Here is a 22764-nt window from a genome sequence, read left to right as displayed (position 1 = left end):
GATGCTCAAAGTTGGAATCATCTCCGACACGCATGGGCTGCTGCGGCCGGAGGCAGTGCGATGTCTGTTGGGCGTCCATCACATCATCCACGCCGGCGATATCGGCCGGCACGAGATCGTTGACCGGCTTCGCCTGATCGCATCGGTGACTGCGATCCGCGGCAACATCGACACGGCAGACTGGGCGAATGCATATTCCGCCACCGAAACCATCAGGCTCGGCACGCATGCCGTCCATGTCGTGCACGACGTCCACGACCTCGCGATCGATCCTGCAACGTCGGGCATCGACATCGTCGTTTCTGGTCACTCGCATCGCGCAGGCATCGAGAGGCGCGACGGCGTGCTCTACCTGAATCCAGGCAGCGCAGGGCCGCGTCGCTTCAAGCTGCCGATCACGCTGGCGACGCTGAACATCTCCGCAGGCCAACTGTCACCCGCGATCCACGATCTCGGCAGCGCCTGAGGCAAAGCGAAAGGGCGCCCATGGGCGCCCTCCCCGACCCCCGTATGAGATGCATCGATCAGAAGCGATCGGCCAGCGCCATCCCGGGGTCGCTGAACGAGGGACGGCCGGTCTCGACATGTCCGGCGACGCGGCGATAGAAGCTGTCGTCGGTGTCGCTGGTGACGACGAAGTCGTACCACAGGCCGGATTTGCGCAAATGCCAGTAGAGCTCGCCGTGGCGGCCGGGCGCAGACACCTTGACGGTCCACGACGTCGATGGGCCGCCATGGCTCGGTCCGGGGAAGAAGGTCGGTGCGCCAAAGCCGAAGCCCGGAGCATCGAAGTCGGGAGCCGAGCGGAAACCCGGCACCACGCCAAAACCCACCGGATGGAAGCCGGGCAGCGGACCGAAGCCGGGACACCGCGGCTCCAGCGCGGCCGAGACCGAGGCGGTGACGGCCTGCAGCGGCCCATAGATCTCGTTGGACTTCACCGCAAAGCTCACGCGGGCATGGCCGTCGTTGCGCAGCTGCATGTGCAGGCCGCCCTCGAAGACGTTGTAACCGACGAAGATCTCCGGGTTGGCGGCATTCGACGGCCTGACCTTGTCGAGGTCGCCCTTGAAATGACGGTGGAAGCCGTTCGGGCCGAGCACCCAGAGATCATACAGGCCGTCGCTGCCGACGCTCCATTCATCGTCGATCATCTTGCCGGCCTCGACGGTGTAGCGGCGCGGAATGAGATCGAGATGCTGCTTGTCGTAGACGTGGAACACGGCGCCGGCAAAGCCGGTGTTGGCGAACAACAGCTTCACCTTGCCCGCGGCGGCATCGACCTTCGCGGTGGCGTGGAGGATGTAGGGCAGCGGACGCGAATAGCGCGCGCCGCTCTCCTGAAACAGCGGCTGCGGTGTCGCGGGCGCAACCGGCGCCGGCAGGGTCTTCTGATGCGCGTCCGAGGCCTGCCAGTTGCTCTGGTCGGGCAGCTCCGGGAAGCGCGGATCGTTCGGGCTGGCGAAATCGAACGCCGAGGTGAGATCGCCCGAAATGGCGCGGTGCCATGGGCTGATGGCGTCGACCTTGATCGCAAAGCGCTTCTCGAGGAAGCGGCCGATCGAGGTGTGGTCGAACACCTGCGAGTTGACCCAGCCGCCCTTGCTCCAAGGCGAAACGACGTACATCGGCACGCGCGCGGAGAGGCCCCAGGGACGGATGTTGCCGCTAATCGTGTCGGTCGCGGTGAGCACGTTGCCGACGGAGTTGGAGAAGTACTCACCATCGAGCGGCAGCGTCGCCTTGCCCATCAGCTTGCCGTTGATGTCATAGGACGGCACCGACGGTGCCGGCAGGTGATCGAAGAAGCCGTCATTCTCGTCGAAGGTCAGGAAGAAGACCGTCTGGCTCCAGACCTCGGGATTGGCGGTCAGGGCTTCCAGCACCTGGTCGGTGAAATTGCCGGCCCGCGTGGGACTGCCGCCGCCGGGATGCTCGGAGTTGGCCTGGGTCGGCAGGATCCACGACACCTCCGGCAGCGTACCGGCCATGACGTCGGCCTTCAGCCGGTCCAGATAGTCCGGACCGCCGGTCAGGCCGTGCACGTAGTTCGCATCGCCCGGCTGCGCGTGACGGAAGCTGGAGAACGCCAGGCAGCCGTGCATCGCGCCGGTCCAGTTGTCGTTCATGTCCTGGTAGATGTGCCAGCTGACGCCGGCCTTGTTCAGGAGATCGGGCAGCGTGTCCCAGTTGAAGTCGCTGCCGACGTATTTGTAGGTCGCCTGCGGCTGCGGCTGGCCGGCGACCCAATTGTGCGGGTTCGGCCAGCAGCGCAGATTGTTGGGCTCGGAGTCGTTGGTCGTAGAGTTGATGCCCTGCGCGCGCAGCGCCGGATTGAAGTTGGAGCCCGACCAGAACACGATCCGGTTGGGATCGGTGCCGGTGGTGATCGAGGCATGGTAGGCGTCGCACAAGGTGAAGGCCTCGGCGAGCGCGAACTGGAACGGAATGTCGTCGCGGCCGAAATAGCCCATCGCATAGGGCGTCTTGTACTTCGCCCAATAGCCCATCTTGCCCTGATTCCACGCCGCCTGGCTGTCGCCGAACGAGTGCGGCGTGCCGTAGCCGACCAGCGCGTTGGAGGTCGTGGAGTCGCGGTGATAGGGCGGAATCTCGCGGGTGCCGTCGGACTGGAACCAGACCGGCTTGCCGCTCTCCAACGGGATCGGGAAGCGGTCGCCGAAGCCGCGGACGCCGCGCAGCGTGCCGAAGTAGTGATCGAAGGAGCGGTTCTCCTGCATCAGGATGACGATGTGCTTGACGTCCTGAATGGTGCCGGTCCGGCGCCGTGCCGGAATGGCCAGCGCCTGGCGGATGCTGGCGAAGGCAGCCGCCGCCGTGGCGCCTGCCAAGAAATCGCGACGTGTTGTCATGCTGATACGACCTTTTGAAATCTTGAAGAACGTATTCAGGGTTGGCGGGGCGAGCCCGACCTGCTCCTGCGAACGTCCCTGGCGTATCAGCGCGACTTGACAGCGCTGTGAAATTTTTATTTACGGAATGAATCTGAATGAGATTTTCTCAGTATCGGGGCACAGCGTATCGGGGCGCAGCGTGATGGGATCGACCTTTCGTTCTGGGCCGGGCGTGAACGGCATCTTGTTTCGTATTCGGGAGTTGCAGAACGAGCTGCCGCCGAAAGCGCGGCAGATCGCGGAGCTGGTCATCGCCCGGCCGGAGCCGTTCATCCACATGTCGATCACCGAGGTCGCGGAAGCCTGCGGCGTCAGCGAGGGCACGATCGTGTCGTTCTGCCGCCGGGTCGGGGTGCGGGGGTTTCAGGAGCTCAAGATCATGCTGGCGCGCGACCTGATCGAGCCGGTGCGGCTGATCCAGGAGGACCTGCATCGCGGCGATGATCCGGCGACGGTCACAGACCACATCTTCGCGGCGCATGCCGCCTCGCTGCAGGAGACGCGGCGGCTGCTGTCGATGGACGCGCTGGCGCAGGCGGCGAAGCTGCTGCGCGAGGCGCGGCGCGTCGAGATCTACGGCATCGGGAGCTCGGCGCCGATCGCGCAGGATCTGTCGTATCGCCTGCTGCAGCTCGGGCTCGCGGCGAATGCGATCGTCGATTCGCATGTCCAGGCGGTCAGCGCCGGGATGACCGGGCCCGATGTCGCGACCGTCACCGTGTCGCATTCGGGCAGCACGGTCGAGACGGTGCTGGCGACGGGGCTGGCGCAGGCGGCGGGCGCGCGGACCATCGGCATCACCCGGCTCGGCAAGTCGCCGCTGGCGGCGCATTGCGAGGTGCTGCTCTACACCGTCGCCAACGAGACGCGCTATCGCCCGGAGGCGATGAGCAGCCGCGTCGCGCAGCTCGCCATCATCGATACGCTGGTCAGCTGCTGCGCCCTCACCGACACCGAACGCTCCGTCGACAGGCTGCAGCACGCGGCGCGCATCCTGTCCGAGAAACGCTACTGACCGACGCGGCCTCCGGTCAAAACGGTGAGCCACGGGCATGACCTCCCGTGGCCGACCCATCCTCAATAGTCCTTCAACAGCCGCTCGATGTAGTCGAGCTCGAGCTGCGGCCGCGACTGATCGCCGAGACGGCGGCGCAGCTCCTCGAGGATGCGGCGGACGCGCTGCACGTCGATCTCGCCCGGGATCTTCTGGGAGAAATCGTCGATGTCGCGGCCGGGATGCATCGGACGTCCGAGCGGATCGGTCTGCTGCGCGCCCTGCTGGCGGCCGGCGCGCTGGCCGGGGCCGTCGCCGGGCTGGTCGCCGTCGCCCTGCTGCATCGCCTCGGCGAGGCTCTGTGCGCCCTTGCGCAGCGCGTCCAGCGCCTTGCCCTGCGATTCCACGGCGCCGTCGGCATTGTTGTCGCCGAGCTGACTGCCGGCATCGCCCATCGCGCTGTCGGCGTCGTCGAGCCCGTCGCCGGAATCGCCCTGGTCGCCTTGATCACCGGGATCGCCCTGCTGACCCTGTTGCCCCTTCTGGCCTTTCTGACCCTTCTGTCCCTTTTCGCCCTTCTGGCCCATGCCGCGCTTGGCGAGCTGGTCCTGAAGCTGCTTGAGACGGTCGCGCAGCGCCTGCTGGTCCTGCTGCAGGTCGCCCATGCTCTGGTCCTGGTCGCCCTGCTGCTTGTTGCGGTTGCGGCGCGAATCCTGGCCCTGCTTGAAGGTCTTGTCGCGGAGCTGCTGCTGCTTGCGGATCATGTCGCCGAGCTCGTTGAGCGCCTGCTCCATGTCGTTGTCGCCGCCCTGGTTGGGCTGCGCCATCTGCAGGTTCTCCAGCATCTGCTGCAACTGCTCGAGCAGCTCGCGCGCGCCCTCCTTGTCGCCCTGGCGCGACAGCCGCTCCATGCGGTCGATCATGTTCTGCAGATCCTGCTGACGCAGGATCTTGGTGTTCTGGTCGAGCGGCCGCTGCGCCATCTGCGGGTTGTTGCGCAATTGCTCGGCGAGCTGGCGCATGTAGTTATCCATCGCCTTGCGCAGATCCTCGGCGAGCTTCTTGATCTCCTCGTCGCTGGCGCCGCGCTCCAGCGCCTGCTTCAGCGCGTCCTGGGCCGCGCGCAGCGCCTTGTCGACGTCGGAGATGTTGCCGTCCTCGATGGTGACGGCGAGCGCCCACAGGCTCGCCACCACCTCGCGCAGCGCATCGTCGGTGCGCGCGGCCTCGAGCTGGCGGGTCACCGAGCGCAGGCCGAGATACTGGCCGGGCTCCGGCGTGAACAGCTCCGGCGCGATCGCCAGCGCATCGAGCGCGGTGAACACGTCGCCGTTGCGGTTGCCGTCGAGCGCGAGGATCCGCCGCTGCTCGATCAGCGCCCGCGCCAGCGGCTTGGTGAACAACCGCTCCGGCAGCCTGGTCTCGAACGGCTCGCTGGTGCCCTCGTTGCCGGCCTCGTCCTTGGCCGTCAGCGTGAGCGTGACGTCGGCGCCGGCATAGGGGTCCTCGCTGAGATCCTTCACGGTCTGGCCGACGCCGTTGCGGGTGCGCGCATTCGGCAGCACCAGCGGAAACTCCGGCGGCTGGAACAGCGGCCGCGCGGCGGGCGCCTCTGCCGTCTTGGTTTCGGCAGCCTTGTTTTCGACAGGCCGCGCAACGACCTTGGCGCGGGCTTCGGTGACGCCGTAATCGTCCTCGAGCTTGTAGGACAGCTTCAGCGAGCCGCGCGCCTGCCGCTCGGGGTCCTTGGCCATGCTGATGACCGGCGGCTTGTCCGGCGTCGCCGCGAACACCCATTGCGGCTGCCCTGCGGGCGCGCGGACGTGAACGGTGCCGTCGGTCTTGATCGTGTAGTGCTTCTCGGTGGTGCCCTTCGGCGCGGCTTCGCCGGCCGCGACCTCGCCGGGCGCCGCCTCGGTGACGCCGCCACCGGTGATGACATCGAGATTGCCGCCGCTGGAACGCACGATCAGCGTCGAGCCCTGGGGCACCACGATCGGGCCGCTCGCCGGCACGGCGCCTTCCTTGTTGGCGGCGGACAGGATGATCGGCGGCTTCGCCGTGTAGAGCGGCGGCTTGACCCAGGCGTCGACCCGGACCGTGACCGGCGTCAGCACGCCGTTCCAGTCGAACGCCGAGGCCACCCGCAGCGCCCGCTCGTCACCGGCCGCGATAGAGGTCGCGACCAGGAGCACGATGACCAGCGCGCGCACGGCCCAGGGATCGTGCAGCGACAGCCGCGGCCGCGGCGTCCCGGCGCGGATGCGCTTGATCGAGGCCAAAGTGCGCTCGCGCTGCGCCTGCCACAGCGCGCGGGCCAGCGGATCCTGAGTGGTGAGCGTGTCGGTGAGCGCGGTGGCGGGGCGATGGGCGATGCCCGAGCCGCGATCGAGCCGCGCCAGGCCCTCGTCGCGGGTCGGCCAGCGATAGCGCAGCATCGGCACGGCGGCGCCGAGCAGCAGCAGCAGAAACAGCCCGACGCCGATCATGCGGACCGTGAACGGCAGGCCGAGCCAGAGTCCGGCCCAGGAGACGATCAGGAACAGACCGACGACCGTAAGCAGCCGGGCGAGATGCGGCCAGCCGCGCTCCCAGGCAATGGCGAGACGCGCCCGCTTCAGCGCCTGCGCCAGCTTCAGCCGCGCCAAGCCATCCTGCGTCAGGCCATCCTGCGTCAGGCCATCGGGCGTGCTGCTTGCCGGCCCAGCCGGCTCGGGGGTGACACCGCTCAACAATCCCTCCAGGTTGCCCGGATGTTCAACCTAGCACAAAGGCAGCCGTGAGGCACCCGCTCTGCGCGGGCTTTCCCGCCGCCGGCCGCGGTTCACACGGGAGTGTGACCGGCCGGGTTCCCGGAAAGCTACGGGGCGCACGGGGGCCTCGTGGTTCGAGACGCGCCGCAAGCGGCGCTCCTCACCATGAGGGGTAAGCTCAGAGATCGTAGATTCACCTGCCCAAGAACAGCCTGCCCGGGGGCAAGGTCGAGCGCACCGGATTCGATCTGCACGATTCATGTTCCGGGCACCACCTTCGCTCCTCACCCTGAGGAGCCCGCCGCAGGCGGGCGTCTCGAAGGGCGAGGCCCGCACTGTAGCCTGCGTGGACCGACGTAGCGACCGCATCTGCAGCTTGCACGTCGCATGGAAATCCGTTCTCGCGGCGTGTTGTCACCCGAGCTATTCGAGAATGCGTCGCCCCCTGAAAAAGCGAGGGCGCAGGGAAGGCCGGGCGCCGGCCGGCGCCCATGGTCCGCGTGCAACAAAAAGCACGCGGCAGAACCACAGGCTCAGCCGAGATCACCCGGCCTTCCCTGCGCGATGGTGTTACGACTTATACGCGATCTTCCCGGGGAACGGCTGTCTTGCCCCCGTCGCCGGCGATTCGTCACCGCCCACTTGGCATCAGCACCGCGATGCCAGAACCACGCGACTTCATCGTCGCACCGGGATCGTTCGTCCGCGCGAGCAAGCCCACGCTGCGCCCCAATGCGCCCACCGCATCCCGCACCCGACGTCCGTGACGATCGCGAAGCGCCCCCTCAGCGGGACGGGATGCGAGGGTTAAAGCACGATTTCGGATAAAGCGCAATAGAAATACTTCGTACGACGGCTGAACATCTATGTTCGCGAAAGCGAGCCTCTCAGATTATGACTGTATTCACCCGCTTTCCCGGCTGGCCTAGACGGTCCCAAGTGACCGGCCGCAGATCTATAAATCGAACCGGGAAATGGCGACCGGCGCGAGCTGGCATCGAGCAACAAGCGACTTTGGCAGGGCATACGCGCCGGTATTCGAAGACGTCGCAAGTCTGCACGTTTCAAAAGTGTCTATCTTGCGTACAGCCAGACGTTGAGAGATGATGGCCGTTGGGAGGCGGCGCTCAGCTGATGGAAGGCTGTTGCTGCCGGCAAATGGGCAATGCTTTCTTTTTGGACGCCCGAAGATTTCCGATCGAAAGTAGTTGGGCTCGATGGTCTGAACGATCATTGGGAACCGGTTATCCATGACTCGCGTGAATTAACGTTTCCAAAGGGCCAACGCAGCTCGCAAAATGCGGACTTTTGGGACCCTCTGCCCGCTGCCCCCAAGGCAGTCAATTCAAGCTCAGGCGAGCGGGAGCCGAATTGGTTTGATTATATCGAACTTCCCCTCTTTGAGGCGCGGGCTTTCGAGCATCCATTTGGGCCACCTCGGGAGCAGGATCGCGCCGAAAGCCTGCAGGCTCGAAGGGCTCGATGGCTCTTGAGTTTGCTTGATGTACCCTCGTCAATTGATCGGCGAACATTTCTGGGCAAATTCAACGAGCTATTTGAGCATTTCAACCACCCGAACACGTTTCGCGCAGTGTCGGACCTTGCTTTAAACGGCGCTTCTGCTGACGACATACTCACTGCATTTTACCTAAAGCTGGCATGGGCTGAATGCCCAAAATTCTGGAGCATTCGTCAATCTCGGTCTCGAGCTCCATTCATCCCTCAGAATGGACAAACGATGCTCACTTGGACCAGGGCCGTGCGCCTGAGCATTCTGTCTAAGGGGCTTCCGGCCGAGTGTATCATTCAAGACGACTGGTACGAGGATTGGCTTGTCATTCCATTCGGCGATCCAGCGTTTTGGCTCTTCATTGACTACGTTACTCTACGATTGGAGGCGTTCGCCGCAGGAGCACTTGAGCTCCCCAATGAGCTTACACGAAAGAACGTGCGCGGCCTTTCGCCGCCAAGCTTTGGAGGAAATTCACTTGATGGCACGCTTCTGGGAAGCACCTCGCGGACCGGCCAACTTATTCGTTTAACGACGGATGCTTGGGGGTTCTCCTGTTTGACCGACAAGGTTTCCGAGGCAGCCGCTGGAAAATTGGGATGAATGAACTGACTCCCATTGAAGGGGCTTGGGTTTGCAAGCGCTCGAATCCGGATGAAATTGGCGTCGTTGTGGCGATACGGGAGACGCCAAATCGAACGACAATCGAGGCAGACTTTGGTCCTAAGGGAAGGATTACACTGGACCAAGACGAGTGGGGATGTGGGCTACAGATCGGGCATTGCGTCCAAGATGTACCGCTCTCCGGCGTAAGGGAGACGTTGGGCGCCGGCACAGTGCTCCACGTTCGAGAGTTGGCGACGCGCTTCCAAGTATTGGTTCAGCTTCACGCTACTGGGCGGTCGATCTGGTTGCCATTTGAACGGTTGCGCAGGATCATGGATCCTGAGCTTCTCTACAGGCGCGCTGGACCGATCGCCGAGCGGGGCGCCGAACGATTTTCGCTGAACATCATTGCGCACGCACTAAGCAAATGGAACGAAGCGACCGGCGCACTCGATCGGCTGGATGTCGATCCGCTCCCGCATCAAATATCACTGGTGCATCGCATTGTGAATTCAGGCCAGACGAACTGGCTTATTGCAGACGACGTGGGCTTGGGAAAAACCATCGAAGTCGGGTTGCTCCTAGCCGCACTTGAGCGGCGGCAAAATCTCCGGCGAATCCTATTTGTTGTTCCATCGGGTCTGACGCGACAGTGGAAGGAGGAAATGCTCGCGAAGTTCGACCGTCGTTTCCTTATCTTCGGTACAGATTTCCGTATCTCCGATCACAAGGAGTGGGGCCTTTTCGAAAGGGTCATCGTGTCTCTTGACCTGGCGAAACCACGTCAACCTGACGACGATGGCACAAACGATTCGACCCCATTCGGAATGTTGCTGGCGGCAGGGGTGTGGGATTTGATCGTCTTCGATGAAGCCCATCGATTGGCACGAGATGATAGAGGTCGGTCGACGCTCCGATATAAGCTGGCGCAGGCCTTGCGAGCGAAGACCGACAGGCTCATCCTGCTGACCGGCACCCCACATCAGGGCGACACTGGAAAGTTTCGTAACCTGCTGACGCTGGTTCGGCCGGACTTAAGTGCGGCAATAGATGAGATTGAAACGGAACCAGACGTCGTTCAAGAGATAGTGCTCCGAAACCGGAAGATCGATGCTGTAGATCTCGACGGCAGCTTTCTGTTCAAGGGGGTGATCGTCAGGCGCGCCACTATCGATCACGACCCCGAGTTTGAGACATTAGAGCGCCAGCTTCAAGACTACCTTCGGATGGGATACCGAGCTGGAGATACACTGGGCGGTGCTGAGGGCCGCGCAATAGGTTTCGTCATGACCATCTACCGAAAGATGGCGTCGTCATCGATAGCTGCGCTGTACATTGCGTTGAAAAACAGGCTTGAACGGCTAACTGCACAAAATGACGCTGAGGACCTACCATATCCGCCGTCGGACGATGAGGAACTCGACGGAGACGACCAACTGGAGCAACGATCGCGTGGGCCAGGACGAACGCCATTCTTCGAGACGGAGACCCAGTCTTTGCGAGACCTAATGGCGAAGGCCGCCGAAGCAATGAGGAACGACAAGAAGGGCGACGCTTTAGTTTCATTGGTTTGCGACATCGTAATCGCGCAAAAGAAGAAAGTGCTTATATTCACGGAATATCGATCCACTCAGGCATATCTCATTTATCGGCTAAAGTCCGTCGTCGGCGAGAAGCCGGAGATCATCAACGGCGGCATGACGGTGGAAGAAAAGAGAAACGCCATCAGGGCATTCGAAAACGAAAATTCAATTTTGATCTCAACTGAGGCGGGCGGCGAGGGCCTCAATCTGCACAAAGACTGCCACATACTCATCAACTACGATTTGCCGTGGAATCCCTCGCGCATTTCTCAACGCATAGGGCGGCTCTATCGCTACGGCCAAAAGCAAAAAGTCGTCGTTATAAACTTTCTTGCCCGCGACACGATTGACAACGAAATCGTCTCCATTTTGTTTGATCGGCTCGAAGTTATAGTCAGAGAGATGGCGACCGTGGGGTCTGAGTTTGATGAACGCTATGCCGCCGACATTTTGGGAGAACTGTTAGAGCGGATCGATATTTCGATGCTTTTGGAGGAGGCCCAGGGCGGCCGAGTTGACCGTACTCAAGATCGGATAGACGACGCCCTGAATCAGGCGAAGCGAGCAAAACTGATCCAAGATGACATTTTAAGCTTCGCTACGTCCACGGGGTCTCCTGACCTGGAATCCTTGGGACAATACACGACGGTCGATGTCGCGACATTTATAAAGCGAGCGGCTCGGTTCTTTGAGATCGAAGTTGAAGAAAGTGGCGACCAAGAGCGCTTCACTATGCGGCTCCCCTCTCACATGAAAGGTAGATTTGCAGAGTTCGGAGGCAGAACGGTTGTTAGCGCAACAACTCGTCGAGCGGCATGGCGTCCGGGCGACCAGATCCTAATCGACTTTTCAACCGAGTTTCTGAAGTGGCTCGTCGATAACGTTACAGCGGAACAATTTAACGGAAGCTATTCGGTGATCGCTAGACGCGAAAGTGCCGAGTTCGTTGCGGCGTTTCTAGCTAGATTCCAAAATGACCAGGGCCATACGTTAAGCGAAAAGTTGGTCGTGCTGACGCAGGACCCGGGGGCCCTTCCCGTAGTGAACACAAGCATCGTCAGAAAGCTACTATCTTCGCCTAGCGAGGATGCCGCACCGCGGCTACGTGATCCTGCTGAGCGGAAGCGGCAGATGGACCTTGCTCGGGACCATGCCGAACTCCTGATGGCTCAGGAACTGACGCGGTTTAAGCATCCGAACGATCTGGTCACTCTGGCGGCTGGTGAATTTTCGTCCTCCTGAGGAACTTCGTCGGGACAAGCCGGGAAATAGTTATTGTATTCGTCGAACGTCATGAAGAGATCGCTCCAGACACAAGCAGATGCCATCTGTGCCGCCAACTTCTTGTAGATCGGTGTGATCGCCCCTCGATACGTTCTGCAATTACGTGACAGCGCACTTACTTCTGCGTTCCGTCGCCTAGGCCGAATTGGTCGCGCTGTGGCCGTAATACTTTCGGAGACTTTCGTCTCAGAAGAAAGACTTAAAAAGCTGGAACACGGCACCAACGTATTCGCGTCCCTGCCAAACGATGAGCAGGGCCATAGCGAGTCCGCCAATGGGCTTCACGTACAGAGTGAAGGCTAACGGTCGCCGGATAGCTTCAACTGCTCTGGCTCCCTTCGCGACTATGCTGAAGCGGCCCAGTTTGATATTTAGCTCTGGTTGCTGACTCACGACATAGCTCTCCATTGAAATTGAGAGAACCCTGTCGAATCAACAGAGGTATGGAGGCATAGATTCGCGGCACGCGCAACGCACCGCACGACCTCTATTCCCGGTTTGTTGAAACCTGTGGGCAGTTGAGGCATGACGCAGCTCTCCATTAGGGGAGCTGGAGAGCTGGCGATCGGGGGATGAATGTTTGTGGCCAGCATCGAAATGGCCGTCAAGCGAAAGCTGGCCTTCTCAACACCAGGAAGTATCAGGAAATATCAGGAGCATTTGTCGGGCACCAGGCGCCCGCTTACTCGCACGTGATGAAGCGGAGCTGAGACTCGCAAAGTCGACGATGAGATCGATCGCGCCGCCACGATCGACCAGTCAGCATGTGCGAATCTACTTAAAGCCAACCGCCAACCTGCAAACAGCTCCTCACAACCACGGCGCCGGCGTATCCATCGCGATCAGTTGCTCGACCTCGATCCGCGGCCGGATCACCGCGGCCTGGTCGCCCTTGACCAGCACCTCGGGGACCAGCGCGCGGGTGTTGTAGGTGCAGGCCTGGACGGCGCCGTAGGCGCCTGATGTCATGATGGCGAGGAGGTCGCCGGGCTTGGGCTCGGGCAGCGTGCGGTCGAGCGCGAGGTAGTCGCCGCTTTCGCAGACCGGGCCGACGACGTCGGCGACGAACGACGGCGCACCCGGCGCGGGCTTGATCACCGGCAGGATGTCGTGATGGGCCTCGTACAGCGTCGGGCGGATCAGGTCGTTCATCGCGGCGTCGATGATGACGAAGTTCTTGGCCTCGCCATGCTTCACATAGATCACCCGGGCGACGAGGATGCCGGCATTGCCGACGATCATGCGGCCGGGCTCGAACATCAGGGTGCAGCCGAGATTGTGGCTGACGCGCTTGACCATGGCGGCATAGGCCGCCGGCTCCGGCGGCACCGCGCGGTCCATGTGATAGGGGATGCCGAGGCCGCCGCCGAAATCGACATGGGAGATGTCGTGGCCGTCGGCGCGCAGCGTCTGCACGAACTCGGTGAGGATGCGGAACGCCGTCTCCATCGGGCCGAGATCGGTGATCTGGCTGCCGATATGGACGTCGACGCCGGTGACCTTGATGCCCGGCATCTTCGCCGCGCGGGCGTAGACGCGGCGCGCGTGCTCCAGCGGGATGCCGAACTTGTTCTCCGACTTGCCGGTCGAGATTTTTGCGTGCGTGCCGGCATCGACGTCCGGATTGACGCGGATGGAGATGCGGGCGGTGTGGCCGGTCTCCTGGGCGAGCCGCGCCAGCAGATCGAGCTCGGGCTCGGACTCGATGTTGAGGCAGTGGATGTCGGCCGCGAGCGCGGCGCGCAGCTCGGACTCGGTCTTGCCGACGCCGGAGAACACGATTTTTCGCGAGGGAATACCGGCCGCCAGCGCGCGCTTCAACTCGCCGCCGGAGACGACGTCGGCGCCGGCCCCACACTTGGCCAGGGTGCGCAGCACCGACTGGTTGGAATTGGCCTTCATCGCGTAGCAGATCAGCACGTCCTGGCCGGTGAAGGCGTCGGCGAACACGCGGTAGTGCCGCTCCAGGGTCGCGGTCGAGTAGCAGTAGAACGGCGTGCCGACCTGGCCTGCGAGTGAGGTGAGGTTGACGTCTTCGGCGTGCAGCACGCCGTCGCGGTAGTCGAAGTGATTCATGGGTCTGATCCGCGCACGGGGCCGCGAGAAGGTTGATTGTGGCGGCGAATTGCCGGGAAATGAGCGGGAATGTCAATTGAGGCGGCCGTCCTCGCCGAGGCACAGGTGCCGCGCCGTCCGGGGCCTCATGGTTCGAGACGCGCCGCGCGCGGCGCTCCTCACCATGAGGGTGGAGATCTCGCCGGGGCCAAGTCGCGCCACAAGTTCAGTCCTCGTCCTGAGGAGCCCGCCGGAGGCGGGCGTCTCGAAGGACGGTGGCGGCCTAGATGCCTGCTGCAGGCGTCGGCCGGATGCGATCTCCCCTGGAGAAGGGGTGGTGCCCGTCGCGGGCGCGTCAGCCGCTATTTGCTGTCGAGCAGCGGGTCGAGGATGAAGGGTTTCTTCTGGCCGCGCGTGGCGGCGGGGGCGGCATCGGTGCCGTAGCCGGAGTTGAACAGGCCGGGCTTGTTCGCAGCGTCCGTCGCGGTGTCGGCGGGAGCGGCCGACATCTGCGGCGCCGGCGGGGAATTGGCCGGCAGGTCCAACGGGCCCTTGCGCCCGCAGGCGGCGAGCAGAAGGGCTGCGGCGCCCACGACGAGGAGGGCGCGGACTACGGACAGCGGACGGCGACTGCGATTCACGTGTGAGATCCCCATGCGGGCGGCACCATACAGAGATTGCCCCGATGTGGCGAGTGCCGGAGAGCCACGCCACGCCGGTCAAATTTCAGACAGCAGCCCTACTTTCGCTGTTTTTCCAGCCGCTTCAGCCAGGCTTTGGCCTGCGCGGCCACGTTCTTCGGCGCGGTGCCGCCGTAGCTGGTGCGGCTCTTCACCGAGGACTCGACCGAGAGCACGCCGAGCACCTCCGCTGATATCTTCGGCTCGACCTCCTGCATCGCCTGCAGCGGCAGCTCGTGCAGGGCGACGCCCTGCTTGGCGGCCAAGGCCACGATCCGGCCGGTGACGTGGTGGGCCTCGCGGAACGGCATCTTCAGCGTGCGCACCAGCCAGTCGGCGAGATCGGTCGCGGTGGCATAGCCCTCACCGGCGGCGGCCTTCATCCGCGCCTCGTCCGGGACGAGGTCGAGCGCCATGCCGGTCATGGCGCGGATGGCGAGCGACAGCGCCGCGAACGCCTCCATCGCGCACTGCTTATCCTCCTGCATGTCCTTCTGATAGGCGAGCGGCAGGCCCTTCATGACGATCAAGAGCCCGTTCAGCGCGCCGATCACGCGGCCGGTCTTGGCGCGGACCAGCTCGGCGGCGTCCGGGTTGCGCTTCTGCGGCATGATCGAGGAGCCGGTGGTGAACTTGTCCGACAGCTTGATCAGGCCGACCAGCGGCGAGGTCCAGATCACGATCTCCTCGGCGAAGCGCGACAGATGCACGGCGCAGATCGAGGCGGCCGACAAGGTCTCCAGCACGAAGTCGCGGTCGGAGACGGCGTCGAGCGAATTGGCCATCGGACGCTCGAAGCCGAGCGCCTCGGCGGTGGCGTGGCGGTCGATCGGGAACGAGGTGCCGGCGAGCGCGGCAGCGCCGAGCGGCGATTCATTGAGCCGCTTGCGGGCGTCGAGGAAGCGGCCGCGGTCGCGCCCGGCCATCTCGACATAGGCCAGCAGATGGTGGCCGAAGGTGACGGGCTGGGCGGTCTGCAGATGGGTGAAGCCGGGCATCACGGTGCCGGCGAACGCCAGCGCGCGGGTCGCGAGCGCATGCTGGTAGGCGGCCAGCGCGGCGTCGATGTCGTCGATGGTGTCGCGCACAAACAGGCGGAAATCGGTCGCGACCTGGTCGTTGCGCGAGCGCGCGGTGTGCAGGCGGCCCGCGGCCGGGCCGATCAGCTCGCTCAGCCGGCTCTCGACATTCATATGGATGTCTTCCAGCGCCCGCTTGAACTCGAACGAACCCTTGGTGATCTCTGACAGAATCGTGTCTAGACCCTTGCCGATATTTTTCGCATCACCCGCGGTGATGATGCCCTGGGCGGCGAGCATGGCGGCGTGTGCCTTGGAAGCGGCAATGTCCTGTGCGTAGAGATGGCGATCGACGTCGATCGAGACGTTGATGTCCTCCATGATCGCGTCGGGACGCTCCGAGAACCGTCCGCCCCACATCTTGTTGCTCATGCCTGAACCGCTTCTTAGACCTTGCTGACCGCCATGGGATGGGACACACCGTCCGGCGCCGCCCCGAAACTCGCGCTCCTGATAGCCGCAACCGACCCGAGATGACAAACGATAAGCCTGAGCCGTCCCCTGCCCGCCCCGCCCGCTCGCGCCGAACGCTGCTCGCGGCCAGTGCCGTCGCGGTCGTCGCCGTGGCCGGCATCGCGGCAGTGACCTTAGGCGGATTGCTGAAGGGACGGCCGGCAGGCGACCAGGCGTGCCAGGCGGCGGTCGCGACCGCCAAGCGGATCGCGCCGCTGATCAAGGGCGAGGTGGCGGCGCTGACGGCGGCAACAGTGCCGCTGCGGCTGCCGGATCTCGCCTTCGAAGACGGCTCGGGGGCAGCGAAGAAGCTGTCGGATTTTCGCGGCAAGACGGTGCTATTGAACCTCTGGGCGACATGGTGCGTGCCGTGCCGCAAGGAGATGCCGGCGCTGGACGGGCTGCAGGCCAGGCTCGGCGGCGACGATTTCCAGGTGGTCGCGGTCAACATCGACACCCGCGATCCGGAGAAGCCGAAGGCGTTCCTCAACGACGCCAAGCTGACCCGGCTGGCCTATTTCAGCGACCAGAAGGCCAAGGTGTTCCAGGACCTGAAGGCGGTTGGCCGCGCGCTGGGCATGCCGACCTCGGTGCTGGTGGATTCGAATGGCTGCGAGATCGCGACCATCGCAGGCCCCGCCGAATGGGACAGCCCCGACGCGGTCAAGCTGATCCAGGCGGCGACATCGAAGGCGGCCGCGGGCCTGTAGTTCAACGCGTCATCACGGGGCAGCCCGTCAGGGCTGAACCCGGAATCTCGAGATTCCGGGTTCGATGCTGTCGCATCGCCCCGGAATGACCGCGGATGAGATGACGGCTCGGCCTTGTCGCCTCGGGTTCAAGCCGCGATGTTGAGATTGCCGCCGACGCCGGGGCCGGCATTGGCGAGCGACAGCGTCTGCTGCGCGCCGCCGAGCAGCGTCATGACGGCATCCTTCTGGGCGTTCAGGTTCTGCTTCATCACCGACGTCGCGACCTGCTGCTGAATCGCACCCGTCTGCTGCGCCATGACCGCAGCCACCAAGCTCATATCCATACGCGCTTACCTCTCTGGGGCACACGCTAGCCGAGGAGGCTTAACGAAGCGTATCGAGGGAGCCGGTGGCGGTAAATTCAGCGGGTCGGCACCGGCTTGGGGCCGCGATAGTCGTAGAAGCCGCGCTGCGTCTTGCGGCCGAGCCAGCCGGCCTCGACATATTTCACCAGCAGCGGACAGGGCCGGTATTTGGAATCCGCCAGCCCCTCGTGCAGCACCTGCATGATGGACAGACAGGTATCGAGGCCGATGAAATCGGCCAGCTCCAGCGGGCCCATCGGGTGATGCGCGCCGAGCTTCATCGCCGCATCGATCGCCTCGACGTTGCCGACGCCCTCATACAGCGTGTAGATCGCCTCGTTGATCATCGGCAGCAGGACGCGGTTGACGATGAACGCCGGGAAATCCTCGGAGACGGCGACCTGCTTGCCGAGCCGCCCGACGAACTCCTTGGCCGCCTCGAAAGTGGCGTCGTCGGTGGCGATGCCGCGGATCAGCTCCACCAGCTCCATCAGCGGAACCGGGTTCATGAAATGGATGCCGATGAAGCGCTCGGGGCGGTCGGTGCAGGCGGCGAGCCGGGTGATCGAGATCGACGAGGTGTTGGAGGCGATGATCGCCTCCGGCTTCAGCACCGCGCACAGATCGTGGAAGATCTTGCGCTTGACGTCCTCCTTCTCGATCGCCGTCTCGATGACGAGATCGCAATCGGCCAGGCCGTCGAGGGTTTCGGTGATCGAGATGTGGCCGAGCGCCTGATTGCGGGCCTCCTCGGAGATGACCTTCTTGGCCACCTGACGGGTCAGGTTGCCGTTGATGGTGGCCATGCCCGACTTCAACCGGTCGGCAGTGACGTCGTTGAGCACCACGTCGAGCCCGGCCAGCGCGGCGACATGCGCGATGCCGTTGCCCATCTGTCCTGCGCCGATCACACCGAGCTTGTTGATCTGAGCCATGTTGTCATCCACCCGGACGGCACGCCTGCTGTGCCCGTCCATGCCCTTGGAAGTGAGAACACCGGCCGCCGCGGTCCCATGCGGCCGGTGCCAGCAGCGTTATTTGCCGAGCTTGCCGAGCGCCTCGGTCAGCTCGGGAACCGCCTGGTACAGGTCGGCCACCAGGCCGTAATCGGCGACCTGGAAGATCGGCGCGTCCTCGTCCTTGTTGATCGCGACGATCACCTTGGAGTCCTTCATGCCGGCCAGATGCTGAATGGCGCCTGAAATGCCGACTGCGACATAGAGCTCCGGCGCCACGACCTTGCCGGTCTGGCCGACCTGCCAGTCGTTCGGCGCGTAGCCTGCGTCGACCGCGGCACGCGAGGCGCCGACGCCGGCGCCGAGCTTGTCAGCCAGCGGCTCGATGTACTTGGCGAAGTTCTCGCGGCTCTGCATCGCGCGGCCGCCGGAGACGATGATCTTGGCCGAGGTCAGCTCGGGGCGGTCGCTCTTGGCGACCTCCTCGCCGACGAAGGTCGACAGCGCCGGATCGCCGGCCGCCGCGACGGTCTCGACCGACCCGCTGCCGCCCTCGCCTGCCGCGGCGAAGGTCGAGGTGCGCACGGTGATGACCTTCTTGGCGTCCTTCGACTTCACGGTCTGGATCGCGTTGCCGGCATAGATCGGCCGCTCGAACGTATCGGGCGCGACGACCTTGATGATCTCCGACACCTGCATCACGTCGAGCAGCGCCGCGATACGCGGCATCACGTTCTTGAAGCGCGAGGTCGCGGGCGCAACGATCGCGTCGTAGTTCGCGGCGAGCTTGACGACGAGGTCGGCGAGCGGCTCGGCGAGATCGTGCGCGTACGCCGCATCGTCGGCCAGCAGCACCTTCTTGACGCCGGCGAGCTTGGCGGCGGCATCGGCCGCGCCCTTGGCGCCCTGGCCCGCGACCAGCACGTCGACGTCGGCGCCGAGGGCAGCAGCCGCCGTCAGCGCCTTGTTGGTCGCGTCCTTGATCCCGGCATTGTCGTGTTCGGCAATCAGCAGCGTGGCCATCAGAGCACCCCCGCCTCGGTCTTGAGTTTGTTGACGAGCTCGGCGACGTCCTTGACCTTGACGCCGGCCTTGCGGCCCGCCGGCTCGGTGGTCTTGAGCACCTCGAGCCGCGGCGTGAGATCGACGCCGGTGTCGGCGGCGGTCTTCTCGGCGATCGGCTTCTTCTTCGCCTTCATGATGTTCGGCAGCGACGCATAGCGCGGCTCGTTGAGGCGCAGGTCGGTGGTGACGATCGCCGGCCCCTTCAGCTTCACGGTCTGTAGGCCGCCATCGACCTCGCGGGTGACCTTGAAGTCGGAGCCTTCGACCTCGAGCTTGGAGGCGAAGGTCGCCTGCGCCCAGCCGAGCAACGCCGCCAGCATCTGGCCGGTCTGGTTCGAGTCGTCGTCGATCGCCTGCTTGCCGAGGATGATCAGGCCCGGCTGCTCCTCCTGGGCGACGGCCTTGAGGATCTTGGCGACCGCCAGCGGTTCCACGTTGCCCTCGGCCTTGACCAGGATGCCGCGGTCCGCGCCCATCGCGAGCGCCGTGCGGATCGTCTCCGAGGCCTGCGCGGGGCCGATCGAGACCACCACCACCTCGGTCGCCTTGCCGGCTTCCTTCAGCCGCAGCGCTTCCTCGACGGCGATCTCGTCGAACGGATTCATCGACATCTTGACGTTGGCGAGCTCAACGCCCGATCCGTCGCTCTTGACGCGGACCTTGACGTTGTAATCGACCACCCGCTTGACCGGCACCAGAACCTTCATCGATCCTCTTTCGCTCTAAATTGTCCGGGGTTGACCTTTCGGGCGCGGAACCTAAAGCCCCCATCCCCCCCGGTCAACGCGCGACGGGCGAAAAAACGCAGGCCCGCACGCCGCCGGGTTAACGGTTTTGCCCGGGCACCCACAACACGTCGCCGGCGCCGTTCCGGTTCGCGGCCCGGCTGGCCACGAACAGGAAATCCGACAACCGGTTCATATAACGAATGGCGGCCTCGCTGACCGGCTCGTCGGGCTTGCCGGCGAGCTCCGTCATGATCCGTTCCGCCCTGCGGCAAATGGTACGCGCGACATGCAGATGCGCCGCCGCCGCGGTTCCCCCGGGCAGCACGAACGACGTCAGCGGCGAGAGCCGATCATTCAGCGTATCGATGTCACGCTCCAGGCGGTCGACCTGGCTGGCGACGACGCGCAGCCGCTCCGCCTTGCCCTCGCGCTGCGGCACGGCCAGATCGGCGCCGAGGTCGAACAGATCGTTCTGGATCAGGCCGAGCATCGCATCGATCTCGGGCGCATCGGCCAGATGCAGCCGGACCACGCCGATCGCAGCGTTGGTCTCGTCGACGGTTCCATAGGCGGAGACGCGCAGATCGTACTTGGGACGGCGCTCGCCATTGCCGAGCGCGGTCGTGCCGTCGTCACCGGTCCGCGTGTAGATGCGATTCAGGACCACCATGCTGCTTCTCAACGTCCGTTTCTCGACGCCTCGGCGTCTCGGTCTCAGCGCCCCATCGCCCAGATCGCCGCCATGGCAATGACGACCGCGACGAACTGCAGGATCACCCGCCAGCGCATCAGCTTCTGCGACAGGTTCGGCGAGCCGCCGCGCGTCATGTTGACGAGGCCGAGAAACAGCACCAGGGCGACCGCGCCGACGGCGATGGGAAGGATGAATTTACCGAGAAGTGAAGCCATCGGGGCTAGATAACACCGCAGACGCAAGAGCGCCATGGCGGATCCGCGCGGCCGGCGCTGCAACTTCTGGCTTTTGGACCCGTAATATCGGATTGTACAAACCAAGTTTCCTTTGCGGAGTGCAGGGACAGGTGAAGGCGCTTCGCTACATCTTCCACGTCGTCATGGACGCGTTCTACACCTTCCTCGCCGACGACGGCTGGGCGATCGCCAGCCATATCGCGCTGTCGACCCTGATGGCGCTGTTTCCGTTCCTGATCGTCCTGACCTCGCTCGCCGGCTTTCTCGGCTCCAAGGACCTGGCCGACCAGGCCGCCACCCTGATGCTCGAGACCTGGCCGGCGCAGGTGGCGGATGCGCTGACCGGCGAGATCCACGACGTGCTGACCACGACCCGGACCGATGCGCTGACCATCGGCGCCGTGCTCGCGGTCTACTTCGCCTCGAATGGCGTCGAGGCGCTGCGGGTCGCGCTCAACCGCGCCTATGGCGTGATCGAGCAGCGCCGCTGGTACTGGCTGCGGCTGGAATCGATCGGCTATACTCTGGTCGCCGCGTTCACGGCGCTGGCGATGTCGTTCCTGATCGTGCTCGGCCCGCTGATGCTGGCCACAGCCCGGCGCTATTTGCCGCTGGCGGTCGAAGCCAACGAGCGCTTCGTCAACCTGTCGCGCTACGGCATCACCATCAGCGCGCTGATCGTCGCGCTGTTCATCCTGCACGCCTGGCTGCCGGCGGGCCGGCGCAGCTTCATGCAGATCGTGCCCGGCATCGTCTTCACCTTCGTCGCCTCGCTGGTGTCGGGCATCGTGTTCGGCCAGTATCTGGCGCGCTTCGCCTACAACTACGTCACGATGTATGCGGGGCTCGCGTCGGTGATCATCGCGCTGGTGTTCCTGTATTTCATCGCCGCGATTTTCGTGTATGGCGGTGAGTTGAACGCCTCGATCATCAAGTCGCGGCTGCCGCGCGGCGTGTCGCTCCAAGAAGCGCAGTCGCTAGAGCCCGCGGCGAAACGGGCTTGAGCAGGAACGCGTCCGCGCCGGCAGCGCGCGAGGCCGCCTCGTCCTCGCCGCGCCCGGACACGCCGATGATCGGGATAGTCCCGTGGGGCGCGTCCAGCTTGCGAATGCGAGCAATCGCCTCGACGCCGTTGATGCCGGGCAGCACCATGTCCATCAGCACCGCATCGTAATTGCCGGCCGCGATCCGCTCCGGCGCCGCCTCGCCACGGCCGATGAACTCGGCCTGGTGGCCGAGCTCGTTGAGGATGGTGTTGAGCACCACGCGGCCGAACGGATTGTCCTCGACCCCGAGGATGCGCAACGACCTTGTCGGCGCCAGGGTCGCGCCATTCTCCGATCCGCCCGCCGCGGTGTGCGGCGCGGCCGCAACGGTCAGCGTCACGGTCAACGTGAAGGTCGTGCCGCCGCCTTCATGCGGCGCCACGGCGACATCGCCCCCCATCGCGCGCGCCAGTTGCCGGACCGAGGACAGGCCGAGGCCGGCGCCGCCGAAGCGCGAGGCGATCGAGACATTGGCTTGGCTGAACGGGCGGAACAGCCGCTTGATCTCCTTCAGGGTCAGGCCGATGCCCGAATCCGAGACGTGGAAGGCGATCGCGGCGCGGCCCCTGTTCGCGCCTCGGCCTGCGCCCGTGCTCGGCTTGCCGCGACCGCCGCGACGTGCGGGAACGACCTCCAGCGCGACGCCGCCCTGCTCGGTGAACTTCACCGCATTGTCGATCAGGTTCTCCAGCGCAGCGCGCAGCCGCACGGGATCGCCGAACACGAGTCCCGGCAAGTCGTCGGAGACGTGGACCTTGACATCCAGCCCCTTGGCGGCGGCGCGGCCCGACAGCGAGTCTCCGGCGGCCCGCGCCAGCACGCGCAGATCGAACAGATCCTCACGCAGCAGCGCGCCGGCGGTTTCGTCCTTGGCGGCATCGACGAACAGGGTGGCGAGGCTCGACAGATGCTCCGCGCCGGCCTTGATCGTATCGACCCAGCGCCGCTCGCGCTCGCCGAGCTCGGAGGTGGCAAGCAGGTCGCTGATGGCGAGAATGCCTGTCAGCGGCGTGCGCACCTCATGAGCGAACACCGCCAGCGCGGCTTCGACGACCCCTGGTGATCCGGCG

General features: G+C 64.4%; 19 protein-coding genes. 6 read left to right on the top strand and 13 right to left on the bottom strand.

Translation table 11 applies throughout. The features are described 5' to 3' along the window. Window position 1: 1 nt before the first annotated feature. Entirely contained in the window at window positions 2-466 is a 465-nt protein-coding gene (locus QW881_RS04740; RefSeq protein WP_315755952.1) for a metallophosphoesterase family protein, read from the top strand. 58 nt (window positions 467-524) lie between these two features. Here QW881_RS04740 and QW881_RS04735 read toward each other — a convergent pair whose 3' ends face one another. Further along, window positions 525-2873 (bottom strand): phosphocholine-specific phospholipase C, encoded by a 2349-nt coding sequence (locus tag QW881_RS04735; RefSeq protein WP_315755951.1) that lies wholly within the window; start codon window positions 2871-2873, stop codon window positions 525-527. 226 nt (window positions 2874-3099) lie between these two features. On the opposite strand from QW881_RS04735, the gene QW881_RS04730 reads away from it, so the two are divergent. Next, on the top strand, window positions 3100-3930 hold the full coding sequence (locus QW881_RS04730; protein WP_315755950.1) for a MurR/RpiR family transcriptional regulator: 831 nt from the start codon (window positions 3100-3102) through the stop codon (window positions 3928-3930). A gap of 62 nt (window positions 3931-3992) precedes the next feature. On the opposite strand, the gene QW881_RS04725 is transcribed toward QW881_RS04730, so the two are convergent. Beyond that, window positions 3993-6641 (bottom strand): TIGR02302 family protein, encoded by a 2649-nt coding sequence (locus tag QW881_RS04725; RefSeq protein ID WP_315755949.1) that lies wholly within the window; start codon window positions 6639-6641, stop codon window positions 3993-3995. Between the two features lie 1186 nt (window positions 6642-7827). Between QW881_RS04725 and QW881_RS04720 the strand changes: the two genes are divergently transcribed. Beyond that, on the top strand, window positions 7828-8775 hold the full coding sequence (locus tag QW881_RS04720; protein ID WP_315755948.1) for a hypothetical protein: 948 nt from the start codon (window positions 7828-7830) through the stop codon (window positions 8773-8775). Then, the gene (locus QW881_RS04715) at window positions 8772-11603 is read left to right on the top strand and encodes a DEAD/DEAH box helicase (protein WP_315755947.1); all 2832 of its coding nucleotides are present in this window, start codon (window positions 8772-8774) and stop codon (window positions 11601-11603) included. The genes QW881_RS04720 and QW881_RS04715 overlap by 4 nt, the downstream gene beginning before the upstream one ends. Before the next feature lie 228 nt (window positions 11604-11831). On the opposite strand, the gene QW881_RS04710 is transcribed toward QW881_RS04715, so the two are convergent. The 4 genes from QW881_RS04710 to argH form a co-directional block, all read right to left on the bottom strand. Then, entirely contained in the window at window positions 11832-12038 is a 207-nt protein-coding gene (locus QW881_RS04710) for a hypothetical protein (RefSeq protein WP_315755946.1), read from the bottom strand. Between the two features lie 417 nt (window positions 12039-12455). Further along, window positions 12456-13721, bottom strand: a complete 1266-nt coding sequence (gene lysA, locus QW881_RS04705; RefSeq protein WP_315755945.1) for a diaminopimelate decarboxylase — start codon at window positions 13719-13721, stop codon at window positions 12456-12458. 341 nt (window positions 13722-14062) lie between these two features. Next, the gene (lptM, locus tag QW881_RS04700) at window positions 14063-14356 is read right to left on the bottom strand and encodes an LPS translocon maturation chaperone LptM (protein WP_315755944.1); all 294 of its coding nucleotides are present in this window, start codon (window positions 14354-14356) and stop codon (window positions 14063-14065) included. An 83-nt stretch (window positions 14357-14439) separates the two neighbouring features. Then, window positions 14440-15831: an argininosuccinate lyase gene (argH, locus tag QW881_RS04695; RefSeq protein ID WP_315755943.1), complete on the bottom strand. Its 1392-nt coding sequence runs from the start codon at window positions 15829-15831 to the stop codon at window positions 14440-14442. A 101-nt stretch (window positions 15832-15932) separates the two neighbouring features. Here argH and tlpA point away from each other — a divergent pair, with 101 nt between their 5' ends. Continuing rightward, a complete protein-coding gene (gene tlpA, locus QW881_RS04690) occupies window positions 15933-16622 on the top strand; it encodes a thiol:disulfide interchange protein TlpA (protein ID WP_315755942.1) in 690 nt (229 codons plus the stop codon). 128 nt (window positions 16623-16750) lie between these two features. On the opposite strand, the gene QW881_RS04685 is transcribed toward tlpA, so the two are convergent. The 6 genes from QW881_RS04685 to QW881_RS04660 all read right to left on the bottom strand — a co-directional run bounded on the left by QW881_RS04685 (window position 16751) and on the right by QW881_RS04660 (window position 20627). After that, window positions 16751-16948 carry a putative motility protein gene (locus QW881_RS04685; RefSeq protein WP_315736206.1) on the bottom strand — a complete coding sequence of 66 codons (198 nt, stop codon included), beginning with the start codon at window positions 16946-16948 and terminating at the stop codon, window positions 16751-16753. A gap of 77 nt (window positions 16949-17025) precedes the next feature. Next, window positions 17026-17904, bottom strand: coding sequence for a 3-hydroxybutyryl-CoA dehydrogenase (locus QW881_RS04680; protein WP_315736205.1), 879 nt, complete (start codon window positions 17902-17904; stop codon window positions 17026-17028). A 99-nt stretch (window positions 17905-18003) separates the two neighbouring features. Then, entirely contained in the window at window positions 18004-18948 is a 945-nt protein-coding gene (locus tag QW881_RS04675) for an electron transfer flavoprotein subunit alpha/FixB family protein (protein ID WP_315755941.1), read from the bottom strand. Further along, on the bottom strand, window positions 18948-19697 hold the full coding sequence (locus QW881_RS04670; RefSeq protein ID WP_315755940.1) for an electron transfer flavoprotein subunit beta/FixA family protein: 750 nt from the start codon (window positions 19695-19697) through the stop codon (window positions 18948-18950). The genes QW881_RS04675 and QW881_RS04670 overlap by 1 nt, the downstream gene beginning before the upstream one ends. Before the next feature lie 118 nt (window positions 19698-19815). Continuing rightward, complete coding sequence (locus tag QW881_RS04665) at window positions 19816-20388, bottom strand: cob(I)yrinic acid a,c-diamide adenosyltransferase (protein ID WP_315755939.1); 573 nt, start codon at window positions 20386-20388, stop codon at window positions 19816-19818. 44 nt (window positions 20389-20432) lie between these two features. Next, entirely contained in the window at window positions 20433-20627 is a 195-nt protein-coding gene (locus QW881_RS04660; RefSeq protein WP_015664263.1) for a twin transmembrane helix small protein, read from the bottom strand. 131 nt (window positions 20628-20758) lie between these two features. Here QW881_RS04660 and QW881_RS04655 point away from each other — a divergent pair, with 131 nt between their 5' ends. After that, window positions 20759-21652, top strand: coding sequence for a YihY/virulence factor BrkB family protein (locus QW881_RS04655; protein ID WP_315755938.1), 894 nt, complete (start codon window positions 20759-20761; stop codon window positions 21650-21652). Here the strand turns inward: QW881_RS04655 and QW881_RS04650 are convergent. Then, window positions 21579-22733: an ATP-binding protein gene (locus QW881_RS04650; protein ID WP_409998979.1), complete on the bottom strand. Its 1155-nt coding sequence runs from the start codon at window positions 22731-22733 to the stop codon at window positions 21579-21581. The genes QW881_RS04655 and QW881_RS04650 overlap by 74 nt on opposite strands. Window positions 22734-22764: the final 31 nt, after the last annotated feature.

The sequence above is a fragment of the Bradyrhizobium sp. SZCCHNS3016 genome, from assembly GCF_032484535.1.
Taxonomy (GTDB): domain Bacteria; phylum Pseudomonadota; class Alphaproteobacteria; order Rhizobiales; family Xanthobacteraceae; genus Bradyrhizobium.
Note: the sequence above shows the minus strand (reverse complement) of the source record. Positions and strands in the feature narration are given on the sequence as shown.